At 71.8% G+C, this 17,912-nt stretch carries 13 protein-coding genes and 1 riboswitch; of the genes, 3 read left to right on the top strand and 10 right to left on the bottom strand.

Annotation, left to right across the window (positions count from 1 at the left end; translation table 11 throughout):
• Positions 1-4 precede the first annotated feature (4 nt).
• The 5 genes from E6R62_RS07880 to E6R62_RS07860 form a co-directional block, all read right to left on the bottom strand.
• Positions 5-700 carry a hypothetical protein gene (locus tag E6R62_RS07880; protein WP_136212586.1) on the bottom strand — a complete coding sequence of 232 codons (696 nt, stop codon included), beginning with the start codon at positions 698-700 and terminating at the stop codon, positions 5-7.
• Positions 701-825: 125 nt separating this feature from the next.
• The gene (locus E6R62_RS07875) at positions 826-1,476 is read right to left on the bottom strand and encodes a thymidine kinase (protein WP_136212585.1); all 651 of its coding nucleotides are present in this window, start codon (positions 1,474-1,476) and stop codon (positions 826-828) included.
• Positions 1,477-1,549: 73 nt separating this feature from the next.
• Positions 1,550-2,752, bottom strand: a complete 1,203-nt coding sequence (locus E6R62_RS07870; protein WP_136212584.1) for an alkaline phosphatase family protein — start codon at positions 2,750-2,752, stop codon at positions 1,550-1,552.
• Entirely contained in the window at positions 2,752-3,342 is a 591-nt protein-coding gene (locus E6R62_RS07865; protein WP_136212583.1) for a DUF5998 family protein, read from the bottom strand. The genes E6R62_RS07870 and E6R62_RS07865 overlap by 1 nt, the downstream gene beginning before the upstream one ends.
• Positions 3,343-3,391: 49 nt before the next feature.
• On the bottom strand, positions 3,392-6,241 hold the full coding sequence (locus E6R62_RS07860; protein WP_136212582.1) for a bifunctional GNAT family N-acetyltransferase/acetate--CoA ligase family protein: 2,850 nt from the start codon (positions 6,239-6,241) through the stop codon (positions 3,392-3,394).
• A gap of 184 nt (positions 6,242-6,425) precedes the next feature.
• Between E6R62_RS07860 and E6R62_RS07855 the strand changes: the two genes are divergently transcribed.
• Entirely contained in the window at positions 6,426-6,707 is a 282-nt protein-coding gene (locus tag E6R62_RS07855; RefSeq protein ID WP_079430157.1) for an HPr family phosphocarrier protein, read from the top strand.
• Between the two features lie 229 nt (positions 6,708-6,936).
• On the opposite strand, the gene E6R62_RS07850 is transcribed toward E6R62_RS07855, so the two are convergent.
• The 4 genes from E6R62_RS07850 to E6R62_RS07835 all read right to left on the bottom strand — a co-directional run bounded on the left by E6R62_RS07850 (position 6,937) and on the right by E6R62_RS07835 (position 11,731).
• Positions 6,937-7,602 carry a GntR family transcriptional regulator gene (locus E6R62_RS07850; RefSeq protein WP_136212581.1) on the bottom strand — a complete coding sequence of 222 codons (666 nt, stop codon included), beginning with the start codon at positions 7,600-7,602 and terminating at the stop codon, positions 6,937-6,939.
• A 217-nt stretch (positions 7,603-7,819) separates the two neighbouring features.
• Complete coding sequence (locus E6R62_RS07845; RefSeq protein WP_136212580.1) at positions 7,820-8,617, bottom strand: M23 family metallopeptidase; 798 nt, start codon at positions 8,615-8,617, stop codon at positions 7,820-7,822.
• Positions 8,618-8,629: 12 nt separating this feature from the next.
• Positions 8,630-8,788, bottom strand: a riboswitch (cyclic di-AMP (ydaO/yuaA leader).
• Between the two features lie 199 nt (positions 8,789-8,987).
• Entirely contained in the window at positions 8,988-10,355 is a 1,368-nt protein-coding gene (locus E6R62_RS07840) for a pitrilysin family protein (protein WP_136212713.1), read from the bottom strand.
• 20 nt (positions 10,356-10,375) lie between these two features.
• The gene (locus tag E6R62_RS07835) at positions 10,376-11,731 is read right to left on the bottom strand and encodes a pitrilysin family protein (RefSeq protein WP_136212579.1); all 1,356 of its coding nucleotides are present in this window, start codon (positions 11,729-11,731) and stop codon (positions 10,376-10,378) included.
• Between the two features lie 312 nt (positions 11,732-12,043).
• Here E6R62_RS07835 and E6R62_RS07830 point away from each other — a divergent pair, with 312 nt between their 5' ends.
• Entirely contained in the window at positions 12,044-14,500 is a 2,457-nt protein-coding gene (locus E6R62_RS07830) for a DNA topoisomerase (ATP-hydrolyzing) subunit A (protein ID WP_136212578.1), read from the top strand.
• Between the two features lie 101 nt (positions 14,501-14,601).
• Complete coding sequence (locus tag E6R62_RS07825; protein WP_240801536.1) at positions 14,602-16,737, top strand: restriction endonuclease; 2,136 nt, start codon at positions 14,602-14,604, stop codon at positions 16,735-16,737.
• Here E6R62_RS07825 and E6R62_RS07820 read toward each other — a convergent pair whose 3' ends face one another.
• Positions 16,738-17,904 carry a GTP-binding protein gene (locus E6R62_RS07820; protein WP_240801535.1) on the bottom strand — a complete coding sequence of 389 codons (1,167 nt, stop codon included), beginning with the start codon at positions 17,902-17,904 and terminating at the stop codon, positions 16,738-16,740.
• Between the last annotated feature and the right edge of the window lie 8 nt (positions 17,905-17,912).

Below are 17,912 nucleotides of genomic sequence, written 5' to 3'. Positions count from 1 at the left end.
AGTCTCAGCGACCGAGGGCGAGGCGCAGGGTGATCCCGTACCTCGTCCTCAGCCGGCGCAGCTCCCAGACCGACAGCGCGGTCACCGAGGCGGGCGGCCCGATGAGGAAGAGGACCCGCACGGGCAACGGCGCGAGCACCGGCACGTCGTCGAACAGCTGCAGCACGAACATCGCCCACACCAGCACTGGCGTGATCAGCGGGGGCAGCACCTCGTGGACGTCGCCGGTGCGGAAGGCGTGGTGGACGCAGAGCACCGCGGAGGCCATACCGAACGGCAGCAGGAACAGCGCCAGCAGCCCGGATCCGAAGCCCAGCAGACTCATCGAGCCGGCCGTCCCCTGGCTCACGGCGAGCCACAGCAGCAGCGCCGTACCGAAGAGGGTGCCCAGGGCGGTCAGCGGCCCGCGCAGGCGCCCGCGGTAGAACGCGGGGCCCGGCGGCCTGGCGCTCATCACGAAGACAGCGAGGGCGATCGGGCCCAGGACGAGCAGCAGGGCCGCGCTGATGACGACTTCGCCGACCTTGTCGTTGAGGATCGACCCGGCCGACTCGCGCAGCGGGTAGGCGAAGAGCAACCAGCAGGTGGCCACGACCCCGATCGCGGTACGGGCGATCTGGGCCCGCTCGATGGACTCGTCGACGATCCGGTCCGACCGCCCGGGCCGGTAGATCCGCCCCGCCAGCACGAACGGGAGCAACAGGAAGGTGACGCACCCGTTCCTGTCCCGATTGCGCGGCCCCGCCCCCGGTCTGTCCGTATAGATGCTCAACTCTCGGCCCCCATGACGATGATGATCACCGCATGATAGGACGAGCCGTCAGTTCAGGCCGAGTTGACCGGGAGGACGTCCGGGGAGAGGGCGCCGGCGTGCGCGGAGGCGGAGGTCATGCGGCGGCGGTGGTGCCGACGGCACAGGACCTCGTAGCCGATCTCCTCGGCCGGACGGTTGACGTCACCGACCACCACCTGGGCGCCCTCGACCACCATCTCGCCGCCCACCGTGCGGGCGTTGTGGGTGGCGCGGGCCCCGCACCAGCACAGGGCCTCCACCTGGAGCTGCTCTATCCGGTCCGCGAGTTCGATCAGGCGCTGGGAGCCGGGGAAGAGTTTGGTGCGGAAGTCGGTGGTGATGCCGAACGCGAAGACGTCCATGTCGAGGTCGTCGACGATCCGGGCCAGTTGGTCGATCTGGTCCGGAGCCAGGAACTGGGCCTCGTCCACGATCACGTAGTCGGCCTTGCCGCCCTTGGAGAGCTGGTCCACGAGGTACGCGTAGAGGTCCATGCCCTCCCCCGCCTCGACCGCCTCCGTGACGAGCCCCAGGCGGGAGGACAGCTTCCCCTGGCCCGCGCGGTCGTCCCGCGTGAAGATGACGCCCACCAGGCCGCGCGCCGAGCGGTTGTGGGTGATTTGCAGAGCCAGCGTGCTCTTTCCGCAGTCCATCGTTCCGGAGAAGAACACCAGCTCGGGCATGGGGAGTACGGGACCTTTCGGGTCTTGTTCCGGCGGGACGGGGAGGTCGGGGTCGGTCGGGGGTGTCGGGTGCTCAGGTGCGGACTTCGAGGAGGGGCACCAACTGCTCCGCCGCCGTCATGGAGCCGTGCATGCCGGCGAGCGCGGACTCGTTCGGCTCGTTGCGGCTCGCGGTGATCGCGACATCGGCGTGGGCGGCGGCGATCACGTCGCCGATCCGGCCGCGCACCCGCTCGTCGCACTCGCCCGGCGGGCCGAACCAGCCCAGTTCCAGCGCTTCTTCGCGGCCGGCGACCCAGAAACGGTCGCCGAGCACCTCGCGCCAGACGGTCAGTACGTCGGCCTCCGCGCCGGGCACCGCGTACACGTGCCGCGCCCGGCCCTCGCCGCCGAGCAGGGCCACGCCCGCGCCCAGTTCCCAGTCGTCGTCGAAGTCGATCCGGGATTCCTCGTCGAAGGGGACGTCGACCATGCCGTGGTCGGAGGTGACGTACAGCGCGGTGCGCGGCGGCAGTTGCTCGACCAGGCGCTGCACGAGCCGGTCGACGTACATCAGTTGGCCGCGCCAGGCGTCGGAGTCCACGCCGTGCCGGTGGCCCGCGCCGTCGAGTTCGCTGTAGTACGTGTACACGAGCGAGCGCTCACCGGCGGCGAGCTGGATCGCCGCGAGGTCCATCCGCTCCTCGCCGGTCATCCGGCCGTGGAAGGTGCCGCCACTGAGGGCGATCTTCGTCAGGGGGGTGGACTGGAACGCGGGCGCGGACACCTGCGCCGTGTGCACTCCGGCCGCGTCGGCGAGCTGGAAGACGGTCGGGTACGGCTGCCAGGCCTTGGGCTTGGTCCACGGCTGCCAGCGGAGCTGGTTCATCAGCTCGCCGGACGCCGGGTTGCGCACGGCGTAGCCGGGCAGGCCGTGCCGGGACGGCGGCAAGCCGGTGCCGACGGAGGCGAGCGAGGTGGCGGTGGTCGCCGGGAACCCGGCGGTGATCGGCCGACCCGTGCCGCCGCGCGAGCCGGCGAGGAGGGAGGCCAGGTACGGGGCCTCCTGCGGGTGGGCCTTGATCTGCTCCCAGCCCATGCCGTCGACCAGGAACACACAGTTCCGGTCGGCCGGGGTCAGCTCGGCGATCCCGGCGGTGAGGCCGGGGACGCCCTGTCCGGCCGCGAGGGTGGGAAGGAGGTCGGCGAGGGAGCCGGTGCCGTAGTGCGGTACCGGGGCGCCGGCCAGGTCCAGCAGCTCCGGCTCGTCCCAGTTCGGCGGGGCGGAGTAGGACATCAGCGGGCGGCCGTGGCCGCGGTCGCCTCGGACAGCGCCTGGGCGAAGACCAGCGTCTGGCGGACCGTCTCGGGGCCGTCGCCCGCCTCACTCACACGCAGGCTGAGGTCGTCGGCGGTGGAGTTGCCGGTGTAGCCGTGGTCGGAGTCGCAGTTCGGGTCGCCGCAGGCGGCGGGCTCCAGGTCGATGCGCGAGACGGCGCCCCAGCCGATGGTCAGCACGACCTCGCGGGGCAGGGTGCCGGGGGTGTAGGACTCGGGGTTCGCCACGACCCGGCTGAGCACCACCGAGGAGATGCTGCTGAGCTTGACCGATTCCGTGGAGGTGGTCGCGTACGGGGACGGGGACCCGGCGTCGGCGGCCTGCTCGTCGGTGTGGCTCACGATGAAACGGTTGTGGGTGAGCACGAGGACGGTGACGTGCCGGCGCACCTCGTTGGAGTCGAAGGTCGTCTCCTGGTGCACCAGGTACGACGAGATCGGCTCGCCGCCCACCGCGGCCTCCACGGCCTCGGCCACGAGGGTCGGGTAGTAGCCGCTGCGCTCGATCGCCGCGCGCAGCCCCTGGGTCGTCGTACCGGATTTCGCCATGAGGTCCATCCTAAGGCCCGTCCGGGGGACCTGGACCGCGCTCACCGCGCTAGTAGCTGGGCAGCGTGCGCGGTCCGAGGTCGGAGCGGGCGGGCGGACGGGTCACGCGGATGGTGGCGCTCAGTACCGAGAGGCCCTCCGTGGCGACGACGACGGGCTCCAGGGACACGCCGACAACCTCCGGGTGGTCGTCGACCAGCCGGGACACGCGCAGCAGGAGCTCTTCGAGGGCCGGGGTGTCGACGGGGTCGCTGCCGCGCCAGCCGAAGAGGAGGGGTGCGGCGCGGATGGACCGGATGAGGCCGTAGACGTCACGGTCGGTGGCCGGGACGAGCCGGTGGGCGGTGTCGCCGAGCAGTTCGGAGGGGACTCCGGCGAGCCCGAAGGAGAGGACGGCCCCGGCGGCGGGGTCGATGACGGACCGCACGACGGTGTCGACGCCCCGGGGCACCATCGCCTGGACGACGGGGAGCAGCTCCTGGGGCTTGCCGAGCAGTTCGGTGAGCTCCTCGTAGGTGCGCCGCAGCTCGGCCTCGGTGGTGAGGTCGAGCCGTACGCCGCCGAGGTCCGCGCGGTGGCGCAGGTGCGGGGCCGTGGTCTTGAGGGCGACGGGGTAGCCCAGGATGCCGGCGGCGCGGGCGGCGGCGTCGGCGCTGGGCGCGGGGAGGGTGGTGGGGACACGGATGCCGTAGCGGGCGAGGAGGGCGCGCGCGTCGGCTTCGGCGAGGGTGAGGACGGTGTCGTGCGCGGCGCCGGTGAGGAGCTCGGCGAGCTGGGCGGCGGCTCCGGCCTCGTCGATGTCCTCGAACTCGGGAACCTGGCCGGCGTCCGCGTTGGCCTGGCGCCACTGGGCGTAGCGCACGGCCTCGGCGATGGCCTTGACCGCCCGCTCGGCGGCCGGGTAGGCGGGAATGCGGCCTTGGCGGGCGGCGCCGGCGGCCGGGGCGTTCCCCTCCCCCTCCCCGCCGCCCGCCGGCACCGGGGGCCGCGCACCCTCGGCCGCCGGGGGCGCGGCTTCCGGCTCCGCCGGCGCGTCGGGCGAAGAGGTCGCAGGAGTGGAGGCCGGCGGGCGCGAGGTCGTGGAGAGCGCGTCGGCCAAGGCGCCCAGCTCTACGTGCACCACCGCCACCGGCTTGCCGGGCCACTCGGCCACCGCCTCGCGCAGCGCACCCGCCAGGTCGTCGGCCAGCTCCTGCTCCCGGACCCACGGGATGGCGGTCACCACCACCGCGTCGCTGTCCGGTGAGGCCAGCGCCCCGGCCAGGGCCGCCCGGAAGTCCTCCGGCGAGGCGGCCGTCGTCAGGTCCAGGGGGGCGAGCGGCCGCAGCCCCTCGGTCAGGCAGGCGTCGTACGTGAGCACGCCCAGCGACTCGGAGTTGCCGAGGATCGCGACCCTCGGCCCGGCCGGCAGCGGCTGTCCGGCCAGGAGGAGGCCGACGTCGACCAGTTCCGTGACCGTGTCGACCCGGATGACGCCCGCCTGCCCGAGCAGCGCCGAGACCGTGGCATCGGGCAGTCGGGTCCCCGGTACGACGTGCCCGGCCGGGGTGTGCCGCCCGCCGCGGGCCACGACCACCGGCTTGACGGCGGCCGTCCGCCGGGCGAGGCGGGTGAACTTGCGCGGATTGCCGAGGGTTTCGAGGTACATCAGCGCCACGTCGGTGGCTTCGTCGTCGTACCAGTACTGGAGGATGTCGTTGCCCGAGACGTCCGCTCGGTTGCCCGCGGAGACGAAGGACGACAGCCCCGCACCCCGGCGCAGCAGACCGGACAGGAGGGCGATGCCGATCGCGCCGGACTGGGTGAACAGGCCGATTCGGCCCCGCTCGGTGGTCGGGGAAGGGGCGAGGGAGGCGTTGAGTTCGACGTCGGGCGCGGTGTTGATCACCCCGAACGCATTGGGCCCGATCAGCCGCATCCCGTACGACCGCACCTGCCGGAGCAGGTCGCGCTGGCGTGCTTGGCCCGCCGGGCCACTCTCCCCGTACCCGGCGGACAGCACTACCAGTCCCTGCACTCCGTGGTCGCCGCACGCGGCGACCACGTCCGGTACCCGCCGCGCCGGGACGGCGATCACCGCGAGATCGACGGGGGCGCCGACGTCGGCGAGCGAGCGGTAGGCGCGTACGCCTTCCAGCAGGTCGGCGTCGACCGCCTCGTTGACGGCGTAGAGGTGACCGTGGAAACCGGTGTCGCGCAGGTTGCGCAGCACGGCCGCCCCGACGCCCGCCCCGGACCGGCTGACGCCGATCACCGCCACCGAGCCGGGCGCCAGCAGCCGCTGCACGGAGCGGGCTTCGGCCCGCTGTTCGCGGGCCCGCTGCACGGCGAGCGACTCGGCGGTGGGTTCCAGGTCGAGGGTGAGGTGGACGGAGCCGTCTTCGAAGCTGCGCTTCTGCTGGTAGCCGGCATCGGTGAACACCTTGATCATCTTGGTGTTGGCGGGCAGCACCTCGGCCGCGAACCGCCGGATGCCACGCTCGCGCGCCACCGCGCCGATGTGTTCGAGGAGCGCGGAGGCCACGCCGCGACCCTGGTGGGCGTCCTGCACCAGGAAGGCCACCTCGGCCTCGTCCGCGGGGGTCGAGGCGGGCCGTCCGTCTGGGCCGATCCGGTCGTAGCGGACGGTGCCGATGAACTCCCCGCCGATGGTCGCGGCGAGGCCGACCCGGTCCACGTAGTCGTGGTGCGTGAAGCGGCGCACGTCGCGGTCGGAGAGCTTGGGGTACGGCGCGAAGAAGCGGTAGTACTTCGACTCGTCCGAGACCTGTTCGTAGAAGCTGACCAACCGTCCGGCGTCGTCGGTGGTGATGGGCCGGATGCGGGCGGTGCCGCCGTCGCGCAGGACGACGTCCGCCTCCCAGTGGGCCGGGTACGAGAGGTCCGACTCGGTGGTCATGGGCACACCCTAAGGGGCGCATCCCCCCGGTGGCGCGTGCGCGGCGCATGAGGCAGATCAGGGCAAACGAGTGCAAGCTGGGGAAGGTCGAACGGCAGTGGGCCGGGGCCGAGGGCCGGTCCGAGCATTCCGGGTGTCGTGAGAGACTGGTCTAGACAACCGTAAGAACCTGAAGGGCATCACCATGGCAGAGCGCCGCGTCAACGTCGGCTGGGCCGAGGGCCTGCACGCTCGTCCCGCCTCGATCTTCGTCCGGGCGACGACCGCCTCCGGCGTCCCGGTGACCATCGCGAAGGCCGGCGGCGACCCCGTCAACGCCGCTTCCATGCTGGCGGTCCTGGGCCTGGGTGCCCAGGGCGGCGAGGAGATCGTCCTCGCGTCCGAGGCCGAGGGTGCCGAGGCCGCGCTGGACCGCCTCGCCAAGCTCGTCGCCGAGGGCCTGGAGGAGCTCCCGGAGACGGTCTGAGCCTTCCGGCCCTTCGGGTCGTCCGTTCGCGGCGAAGCCGCGGCCCCGTGCAGCGGGCGCCGCGGCTTCGCCGCTTTCGTGCCCGCGTTCCCGCCTGCTTTTCCGCCGTCATTCCCGGCGGCCTTTCGACCGCCTTTCGACCGCCTTTCGACCGCCTTTCGGACTCCTTTCGGACGCAGGAGAATATCCATCACGGCCGGATGTCCCTCTCCTTTGTATACGGCTCGTGTTAATGCCGGCCGCTCGCCGTGTTTACGACAGGTTGCGGATTCCTCACCCTCAGCCGGTGCGATCCGGCCGCCCGGTCCGCGTGCAGTGCGGTGAGCGCCCGGGCGCGCTCGGCGTCGCCCCGGGCCACCGCGTCGACGATCGCGCCGTGCTCGGCCCAGGAGTCCACCGGCCGGGCGGGGGCCCGCACCACGTACATCCAGGCGATCTTGTGCCGGGTCTGGGTCAGCACGGAGATCAGCCCGGGGCTGGCGGAGGCCTGCCCGAGCGTCTCGTGGAACCAGCCGCCCAGGGCGCGAAGGTCCTCCCCCCGCCCGCTCCTGGCCCGTTCCTGACCCAGCCTGACCAGACCGCGCAGCACTTTGAGGTGACCCTCGGTGCGCCGACGGGCGGCCTTGGCGGCGGCGAGCGGCTCAAGGAGCGCCCGTAGCTCCAGCAGGTCCGCCGCCTCCTGGTCGGTGGGCTCGGCGACGCAGGCCCCGGCGTGCCGGCGGGTGGTGACGAACCCCTCCGCCTCCAGGGTGCGCAGCGCCTCGCGGACGGGGACGCGCGAGACCCCGTACCGGCGGGCGAGGACCTCCTCGGTCAATCTGCCGCCGGGTTCGAAGACCCCGGAGACGATGTCGTCACGAATTGCTGTGCATACCGCGTTCGCAGGAATACGCAAGGCCGGACTCCGCTCTCATTCCGACTGCCGACCGTCTGCCGTCAACCGCTGACCGTCGGCGTTACAGCCACGACCGTACTGCGACTTTATTGCAACAGGCGACGCATTCCGAGAACGGCCGGAAATACGAAACATTCGCCGGCGGGACGCGGGGCCTGGCGGCACACGCGGAAGGCCCCGGCTCGGTGAGCCGGGGCCTTCGACGGAAGCGGTGCCGTCAGACGTTGACGCCGTGCGAGCGCAGGTACGCGACCGGGTCGATGTCCGTGCCGTACGTGGCGCCGGTGCGGGCCTCGAAGTGCAGGTGCGGGCCACTGGCGTTGCCCGTGGAGCCCGAGATGCCGATCTGCTGGCCGGCGGTGACCTGGTCGCCGACCGAGACGCTCAGCGAGAGCAGGTGCCCGTACTGGGTGTAGGTGCCGTCGTTGTGCCGGATGACGACGTTGTTGCCGTACGCGCCGCCCCAGCCCGCCTCGACGATGGTGCCCGCGCCCACGGCGTGGACGGTGGTGCCCTCGCCGGCGTGGAAGTCGATGCCCGTGTGGCTGCCGGAGGACCACATGCTGCCGCCGGCCTTGTACTGCGTGCTGACGTACGAGCCGTCGATCGGGGCGACGAAGGTGTTGAGGCGCTTGCGCTCCTCTTCGCGGGCCGCGCGCTCGGCGGCGTCGCGCTCGGCCTTCGCCTTGGCCTCCGCGAGGCGCTTGGCCTCGGCGGCGCGCGTCTTGGCGTCGGCCTCGGCCTGCGCCTTGGCGGCGGTGACCTCGGCGGCGCGCTGCTGCGACTCGGCCTGGTACTCGATCTCGCTGTGGAGCTCGTCGGCGACGACCACGGCACCCAGGCCGGTGTCCTCCATCGAGGGGGCGGCGGCCTTGTCCGCGGCGAACGCGGGGACGGCCAACGTGCCGACGACGCCCGTGGTGGCGAGGGCGGCTATGCCGGCGTAACCGGCGGTCTTGCGGCTCAGACGACTGGAACCACGGTGCTTACCGGCGGCACGACTGCCAAACGCCATGAAGGGTTTGATCCTTTCCTTCCCTCTCGCCTACCGGGTTAGCTGACGGGTTCGGAGCAGGAAGGTCTCCTACGGGCCCCTCTTGCGAGGCGGTCCGATTCACCCCAGGGACACAAGTGGGTCCCCGGCTCCCCAGGCTCGCGCCTGACGGGGACTCGGCGATCGCTGCCCGGTGCCGCGGGTGCGGCGGGCACAACTGACGGACAGCACGGACGACGCTAGGCGGATCATCAGTCAATCTCCAAACAGACGCGCGTTTTTGTTACCTACGCCACAGAACATACGAACAACCACACCACCAAACAGACGAAAAGGGACTCCGGCGGACAAGCCGCCGGAGTCCCTCAAGCCAAGTCGCCTCGCCCGCGCGTCAGTTGGCGACGACGGTGACCTCGCCGATCCCGAGGGCCCGTACCGGCTCCGCGATCTGCGCCGCGTCGCCCACCAGGACCGTGACCAACCGGTCCACGGGGAACGCCGCGACGACCGCCGAGGTCGCCTCCACCGTGCCGGTCGCGGCGAGCTGAGCGTACAAGCGCGCCTGGTAGTCGTCCGGGAGCTCCTGCTCCACTTGGTCCGCGAGGGTGGCCGCGACCGAGGCCGCCGTCTCGAACTTCAGCGGGGCCACACCCACCAAGTTCTGCACGGCGACGTCCCGTTCGGGGTCGGTCAGGCCGCCCTGCGCGAGGGTGCGCAGAACCGTCCAGAGGTCGTCCAGCGCCGGGCCGGTGTTGGGCGTGTCCACCGAGCCGCTGATGGCGAGCATCGAGGCGCCCTTGCCGTCGGCGGTGGAGCGCAGCACCTGGCCGAAGGCGCGCACCCCGTAGGTGTACCCCTTCTCCTCGCGCAGCACCTTGTCCAGGCGCGAGGTGAGGGTGCCGCCCAGGCAGTACGTGCCGAGTACCTGGGCCGCCCAGACGCGGTCGTGCCGGTCCGGACCGATGCGGCCGATCAGCAGCTGCGTCTGGACCGCGCCGGGCCGGTCCACGATGATCACGCGCCCGGTGTCGTCGGCGGTCACCGGGGGCACGGGGAGCGCCTCGGAGCGGTCGCCCGTCCACGCGCCCAGGGTGTCCGCGAGGACCGCGTCGAGGTCGATGCCCGTCAGGTCGCCGACGACCACCGCGGTGGCGGTCGAGGGGCGCACGTGGGCCTCGTAGAAGGCGCGTACGGCCGCGGAGTCGATCCGGGAGACCGTCTCCTCGGTGCCCTGCCGGGGTCGGGACATCCGAAGGGTGGCCGGGAAGAGCTCCTTGGAGAGCTCCTTCGCGGCCCGGCGCTGCGGGTTGGCCAGCTCGTGCGGGATCTCGTCGAGCCGGTTGCGCACCAGCCGGTCGACCTCGCCGTCCGCGAAGGCGGGGGCGCGCAGCGCCTCGGCGACCAGACCGAGGGCCTTCGCCAGGCGGGAGGCCGGGACCTCCAGGGAGACCCGGATGCCCGGGTGGTCGGCGTGCGCGTCGAGCGTGGCACCGCAGCGCTCCAGCTCGGCTGCGAACTCCTCGGCGGAGTGCTTGTCGGTGCCCTCCGACAGGGCGCGGGCCATGATGGTGGCCACGCCGTCCAGGCCCTCGGGCTCCGCGTCCAGCGGCGCGGCGAGGTTGATCTCGACGGCGATCACCTGCCGGCCCGGGCGGTGGCAGCGCAGCAGGGTCAGGCCGTTGGGCAGCGCGCCGCGCTCGGGGGCCGGGAAGGCCCAGGGCTTGGCCTCGCCGGCCTGCGGCTGCGGGTGGAGGGTCATCGTGACGGCTGCGGTGTCGCTCACTGCTCCGCCCCTTCGTTCTCGGTGTCGTCGGTCTCGTCGGACGCGCCGGACTCCGCGTTGAGCGGCTCGTACACGAGCACCGCGCGGTTGTCGGGGCGCAGCCGGGCCGCGGCGACGGCCTGGACTTCCTCGGCGGTGACGTCGAGGACGCGCTGGACCGCGGTCAGGGCGAGCTGCGGGTCGCCGAACAGGACCGCGAAGCGGCACAGTTCGTCGGCGCGGCCGGCCACCGTGCTCAGCCGGTCCAGCCACTCGCGCTCCAGCTGCGCCTGGGCGCGCTCCATCTCCTCGGCCGTCGGGCCCTCGGCGGCGAACCGCGCGAGTTCCTCGTCCACGGCCGCCTCGATGGCGGGCACCTCGACCCCGCTGGAGGTCTTCACGTCCAGCCAGCCCAGGGAGGGGGCGCCCGCGAGGCGCAGCAGGCCGAAGCCGGCCGCGACGGCGCTCTGGTCTCGCCGGACCAGGCGGTTGTGGAGGCGGGAGGACTCGCCACCGCCCAGGACGGTCAACGCCACGTCGGCGGCGTCGCACTCGCGGGTGCCGTCGTGCGGCAGCCGGTACGCGGCCATCAGCGCGCGGGCCGGGACCTCCTCGACGATCTCCTGACGGAGCTGACCGCCCATGATCTCGGGCAGCGAGCCGTCGCGCGGCGGCTGCTTGCCGTCGTGGGCGGGGATGGAGCCGAAGTACTTCTCGACCCAGGCGAGCGTCTGCTCGGGGTCGATGTCACCGACGACCGACAGGACGGCGTTGTTCGGCGCGTAGTACGTACGGAAGAAGGCGCGGGCGTCCTCCAGGGACGCGGCGTCCAGGTCGGCCATCGACCCGATGGGCGTGTGGTGGTACGGGTGGCCCTCCGGGTAGGCGAGGGCGGTCAGCCTCTCGAACGCCGTGCCGTACGGGACGTTGTCGTACCGCTGCCGGCGCTCGTTCTTGACGACGTCGCGCTGGTTCTCCATGGACTCGTCGTCCAGGGCGGCCAGCAGCGAGCCCATGCGGTCCGCCTCCAGCCACAGCGCGAGCTCCAGCTGATGGGCGGGCATCGTCTCGAAGTAGTTGGTGCGCTCGAAGCTGGTGGTGCCGTTGAGCGAACCGCCGGCGCCCTGGACGAGCTCGAAGTGCCCGTTGCCCGGTACGCTCGCCGAGCCCTGGAACATCAGGTGCTCGAAGAGGTGAGCCAGACCGGTCCGTCCCTTGACTTCGTGGCGGGAGCCGACGTCGTACCAGAGGCAGACGGCGGCGACCGGAGTCAGGTGATCCTCGGAAAGCACCACGCGCAGGCCGTTGGCCAGCCGGTGCTCGGTCGCTGTCAGGCCGCCGGAGCCGGCCTGGGCTGTGGCCGTGTGACCCATGGGCATGTGGTCCCTTCGAATCGCGATGCAGAGATTTCTGTCAGACCTGCCACTGTATGCAAGCGCGTCGGAGACCGGAGAAGTTCCCGGCTTCCCCGCGACTCCGTCCAGGGGGACCCCAGGGTCGGAGTCGGCGTTGTCGGTGCCACGGGCCACAATGGTCCGCGTCGGCATCGGCCGAAACCGGTCGGCTGCCCGGCCGGACCGTCGGGACCGACACGTACCGCCGGACCCGAACACCGTCAGACCGCCCCAACCGTCCCACCGTCAGACCCCGAGTACACCCATTCTTGGTTAAGGAGCCGCGCAGCGATGGCCCGCCGCAGCACGAAGACCCCGCCGCCGGAGGATTTCGAGGAGAAGATCCTCGACATCGACGTCGTCGACGAAATGCAGGGCTCCTTCCTCGAGTACGCGTACTCGGTGATCTACTCCCGTGCCCTGCCGGACGCCCGTGACGGCATGAAGCCGGTACACCGGCGCATCGTCTACCAGATGAACGAGATGGGCCTGCGCCCCGACCGGGGGTACGTGAAGTGCGCCCGCGTCGTGGGCGAGGTCATGGGCAAGCTGCACCCGCACGGCGACGCGTCGATCTACGACGCCCTCGTGCGGATGGCCCAGCCCTTCTCGATGCGGCTGCCGTTGGTCGACGGCCACGGCAACTTCGGTTCGCTCGGCAACGACGACCCGCCCGCGGCCATGCGTTACACCGAGTGCAAGATGGCCGACGCCACGTCACTGATGACGGAGTCGATCGACGAGGACACCGTCGACTTCACCGCCAACTACGACGGCCAGGAGCGGGAACCGGTGGCACTGCCCGCCGCCTACCCGAACCTGCTGGTCAACGGCGCCTCCGGGATCGCGGTCGGCATGGCCACCAACATGCCGCCGCACAACCTGGGCGAGGTCATCGCGGCCGCCCGGCACCTGATCCGCTACCCGCAGGCGGACCTGGAGGCGCTGATGCGCTTCGTGCCCGGCCCCGACCTGCCGACCGGCGGACGGATCGTGGGCCTGTCGGGCATCAAGGACGCCTACGAGAACGGTCGCGGGACGTTCAAGATCCGCGCGACGGTGGCCGTGGAGAACGTGACCGCCCGCCGCAAGGGCCTGGTCGTCACCGAACTGCCCTTCACGGTCGGTCCCGAGAAGGTCATCGCGAAGATCAAGGACCTGGTCGGTTCCAAGAAGCTCCAGGGCATCGCCGACGTCAAGGACCTCACCGACCGCTCGCACGGCCTGCGCCTGGTCATCGAGATCAAGAACGGCTTCCACCCCGAGGCCGTCCTGGAACAGCTCTACAAGCTGACGCCGATGGAGGAGTCCTTCGGCATCAACAACGTCGCGCTGGTCGACGGGCAGCCGCTGACGCTGGGCCTCAAGGAGCTGCTGGAGGTCTATCTCGACCACCGCTTCGAGGTCGTACGGCGGCGCAGCGAGTTCCGCCGGGGCAAGCGGCGCGACCGCCTGCACCTGGTCGAGGGTCTGCTGGTGGCCCTCGTCGACATCGACGAGGTCATCCGGATCATCCGGGACAGCGACAACTCGGCGCAGGCGAAGGAACGGCTGATCGAGCGCTTCTCGCTGAGCGAGATCCAGACCCAGTACATCCTGGACACCCCGCTGCGCAGGCTCACCCGCTTCGACCGCATCGAGCTGGAGTCCGAGCGCGACCGGCTGACCGGCGAGATCGACGAACTGACCGGCATCCTGGAGTCCGACAGCGAGCTGCGCAAGCTCGTCTCCTCGGAACTGGCCGCCGTGGCGAAGAAGTTCTCCACCGAACGGCGCACGGTCCTGCTGGAGTCGGGGGCCACGGCCGTGGGGGCGGTTCCGCTGGAGGTCGCGGACGACCCCTGCCGGGTACTCCTGTCCTCGACCGGCCTGCTGGCGCGGACGGTCACCGCCGAACCGCTGCCGCTGGAGGAGGGCGGCCCCCGGGCCAAGCACGACCTGATCGTCTCGCAGGTCACCGCGACGGCCCGGGCCGAGGTCGGCGTGGTCACCTCGTACGGGCGGCTGCTGCGGCTGTCCGTGATCGACCTGCCACAGCTGCCGGACACCCACACCGCGCCGAACCTGGCCGGGGGCGCCCCGGTCACCGAGTTCCTGTCCGGGCTGGAGGCGGACGAGCAGGTGGTCTGCCTGCTCGCGCTGGACGAGAGCTCCCAGGGTCTGGCGTTGGGCACCGAGCAGGGTGTGGTCAAGCGGGTCGTACCGGACTACCCCGCGAACAAGGACGAGCTGGAGGTCATCACCCTCAAGGAGGGTGACCGGATCGTCGGCGCGGTCGAGCTGCGCACGGGCGAGGAGGATCTCGTCTTCATCACCGACGACGCCCAGCTGCTGCGCTACCCGGCGGCTCAGGTACGCCCGCAGGGGCGCCCGGCGGGCGGTATGGCGGGCATCAAGCTCTCCGAGGGAGCGAAGGTGATCCACTTCTCGGCCGTGGACCCGGGGCGCGAGGCCATGGTGTTCACCGTGGCCGGCTCCCACGGCACGCTCGACGACTCGGTCCAGTCCGGGAAGCTGACCCCGTTCGACCAGTACCCGCGCAAGGGCAGGGCCACCGGTGGCGTGCGCTGCCAGCGGTTCCTCAAGGGCGAGGACGTACTGACGCTGGCCTGGGCGGGCAACGCCCCGGTCCGCGCGGCGACGGCCGGCGGCGCGCCGGCCGAGCTGCCGGCGGTCGACCCGCGCCGGGACGGCTCCGGCACGGCGCTCCCGGCGGCGGCCGTGGCGTTGGCGGGCGGCGCGCTGTAGCGCAAACAGTCGGTTCGGGTGGTACGCGCCGGGGGACGTACCACCCGAATGCCGACTAGTGTTTTCCCGTTGGTGCTTGTGGTGGGGGCGGGGGAAAACTGATGAGCCGTCAGTCGAGCGGGATGATCGGGGACTGGGCCGAGGCCCAGCGCAGGCAGCAGCGGACGCAGTTGATCCAGCAGCGCGAAGCGGAGCGCCGCCGACGGGCCTGGGACCGGGACGTGACCCGGGGCGAGCGTGAGCAGCAGGCCGCCTACCGGCAACGCCGTGAAGCCGAGGCCCGCAGCCGCACGGAGGGCATCGAGGCCGAAGTCGCGGCGTTGCAGAACCTGCTGGCGCAGGGCTGCCGGGCGACGGCGTTCCGGATGGCCTCGCTGGTACGGAGCGAGATACTCGAACCGTTCCGTCCCGGGCCCCTGGCCCACCCGGTGGCGCTGCCGCGCATCGAGGAGTTCCAGCAGCTGAGCAGTGGCATGGCGCTGGGCTCCTATCGGCGGGTGCAGGCGGAGCGCGAGGAGCAGGCGCGCTATGCGCGGGCCCGACAGAAGGCCCAGTCGGCGGAGACCCGGCGCCAACAGCAGCTGGCCGAGAACCGCCGGCAGTACGAGCGCTGGGCGGCCGAGCAGCTCGCCGCGATCCGGGCACACAACCGCGGGCTGGACGAGCTGGCCGGACGACTGCGCGACCGTGACGCCGACGCGGCGGTCGAGTACTTCTCGGCAGCCCTCTACGCCTCCGCGGCCTGGCCCGAACAGTTGCCCAGGCAGGTGTCCGCCGCGTACGACCGTGCCGCCCGCCAACTGGTGCTGGACTGGGAACTGCCCCGCTTCGAGGTGGTTCCGGAGATCAAGGTGGTCCGGTACGTGCCGAGTACCGACCAGGACAAGGAGACGGCCCGTCCGGCCACCCAGCGGCGGGCCCTGTACCGGGACCTGCTGGCCCAGTGCGTGTTGCTGGTGCTGCGCGAGCTGTACGCGGCGGACGAGTTCGAAGCCCTGGACTCGGTGGTGGTCAACGGGTTCGTGGACGACCACGATCCGGTGACGGGGCGCGAGGCGCAGATCGTCCTGGCCACGGTGCGGGCCGAGCGCGAGGCCTTCGCCGGTCTGCGCCTGGAGCAGGTGAGCGCGGTGGACTGTCTGCTCGACGGATTGGGCGGGCAGTTGTCCGCCCGGCCGGACCAGTTGACGGCGGTGCGGCCGGGCCGCAGGCCGGGCGAGGTCGGGGGTGTGGTCAGCCACGGCGGACACGCGGGCGACGGCGAGGAGGAGCCCGACCTGTTCACGATGGACCCGATCGCCTTCGAGAACCTGGTCGCCGAGCTGTTCCGGGCCATGGGCATGGAAGCGGTGACGACGCAGCGATCGGGCGACGGCGGCGTGGACGTCGAGGCGTTGGACCCGGCGCCGATCCGGGGTGGGCGGATCGTCGTCCAGGTCAAGCGCTACCGGAACACCGTCCCGCCGACGGCGGTGCGGGACTTGTACGGCACCGTGCAGGACAGGGGGGCGAACAAGGGGGTGCTGGTCACCACCGCGTCCTTCGGGCCGGGGTCGTACACCTTTGTCAACGGCAAGCCGCTGGAGTTGGTTCCCGGGTCCGAACTGGTGGCCCTGCTGCACCAGCACGGGCTTCGGGGCCGCTTGGGCGACGGTGGCCGACCCACGGCGCAGGCGGCGGCCACCGACCGCGGGGTGGCGCCCTCCCCCGCGTCCGGGCAGGCGTCATCACCCGCGCAGGCGGCCGACCCGGCCCCGTACAACGTCCTCGGCATGTCCTGGGCGGGCGCCGTCGCCCTGGACGTCTGCGCGCTGGTCTGCGAGGGCGGCCGGGTGCTGGGCGAAGACCACTTCGTCTTCTACAACAACCCCCGGACCCCGGACGGCTCCGTGCGGTCCGGGGCCCACACGGCGCCCGACAAGGCCGCCGTCGAGGTCGACTTCGACGGCCTGCCGGAACGCGCCGACCGTCTGGTGCTCGTCGCCGCCATCGACCCGGAGGTCGATCCGAACGCCGATCTCGCCGGCTTCACCGACGCCCGCATCCGACTCCTCGACTCCGCCGGACAGGAACTCGACCAGCTGGAGGTCTCCGACGGCCGGCCAGGCGAGACCGCCCTGGTCCTCGGGTCCTTCCGGCGCCGTCCGGGGGGCGATTGGAAGTTCGTGATCGGCGGCAAGGGCTACCGGGGCGGCCTGGAGGACCTGCTGGGCGAATTCGGCATAGAAGTCGCCTAGCTAGACGCCCCGGTCTTCCTCCGGGCGGCCCTCGGCATCCTCTTCCCGCACCGGTCGGGCGACGTAGCGCAGGACTCCCCACATGCTCTCGGGGCTCACCTGTCGCGGCTCCGGTTCGCGGCAGGCCTCCAGTTCGCGGAGCAGCCCGGCGCCGTCCATCTCGGAGCCGATCAACACCAACCGGGTCAGCCGGGCCTCGCCCCGTCCCCAGGGGGCGGTGGCGAAGCGGAGGAAGCGGCCCACCGCCTGGACCTCGTAGCGTTCCTCGTGCCCGGGGACACCGAAGTAGACGAAGCCCTTGATCCGGTAGAGGCCGGCGGGCCGGCGGTCGAGGAATTCGATGAACCGGCGCGGGTTCATCGCCTGCTCGGACACGAAGTCCACGCTCTCGTAAGCCGCGTGGACGTGCCCGTCGTGCCCGCCGTGCTCGTCGTGGCCGCCGTGGCCGTGCCGGTCACGACCGTCCTCGTCCGCGGCTTGCCCGGCCAGCAGGTCCTCGAAGGAGAGCTGTCCCCGCGGCTCGGTCCAGGGGCGGCGGTCGAAGAGCAGCTCGGGGTCGACGCGCCCGTGGTCAACGGCCACCACCGGCGTGCCGGGCGCGCAGAGCGTCCCCAGTTCGGTCTCGACGCGGGAGCGCTCCGCGGAGTCGATCCGGTCGGTCTTGTTGAGGACCACCAGGTCCGCGACCCCGAGGTGACGGTCGATCTCCGGGTGCTTCGCCCGCGTCGCGTCGAACTCGGCCGCGTCCACGACCTCCACCGTCCCGCCGTACCTGATCGCGGGGTTCTCGCTCGCCATCAGCATCCGGATCAGTTCCTGCGGTTCGGCCAGTCCGCTGGCTTCGATGACGATGACGTCGATCCGGTGGGCGGGCGCCGAGAGCTTCTCCAGGTACGCGTCGAGCTCGCTACCGTCGACCGCGCAGCACAGGCAGCCCCCGCCGAGGGAGACCATCGAGTCGCCGAGTTGTCCGGCGACCGCCATCGCGTCGATCTCGATGGCGCCGAAGTCGTTGACGACGACTCCGATGCGCGTACCGCCGCGGTGCGCGAGGAGATGGTTGAGCAGGGTGGTCTTGCCGGAGCCGAGGAATCCGGCGAGGAGCACGACGGGGATGGTGGGAACGCTCCGGTCGGGCCGTCCGCTGGTCGGTGATGTCGGGTGCACCCGACTGA

This window comes from Streptomyces sp. A1136 (assembly GCF_004795055.1).
In the GTDB taxonomy this organism is placed as follows: domain Bacteria; phylum Actinomycetota; class Actinomycetes; order Streptomycetales; family Streptomycetaceae; genus Streptomyces.
Note: the sequence above shows the minus strand (reverse complement) of the source record. Positions and strands in the feature narration are given on the sequence as shown.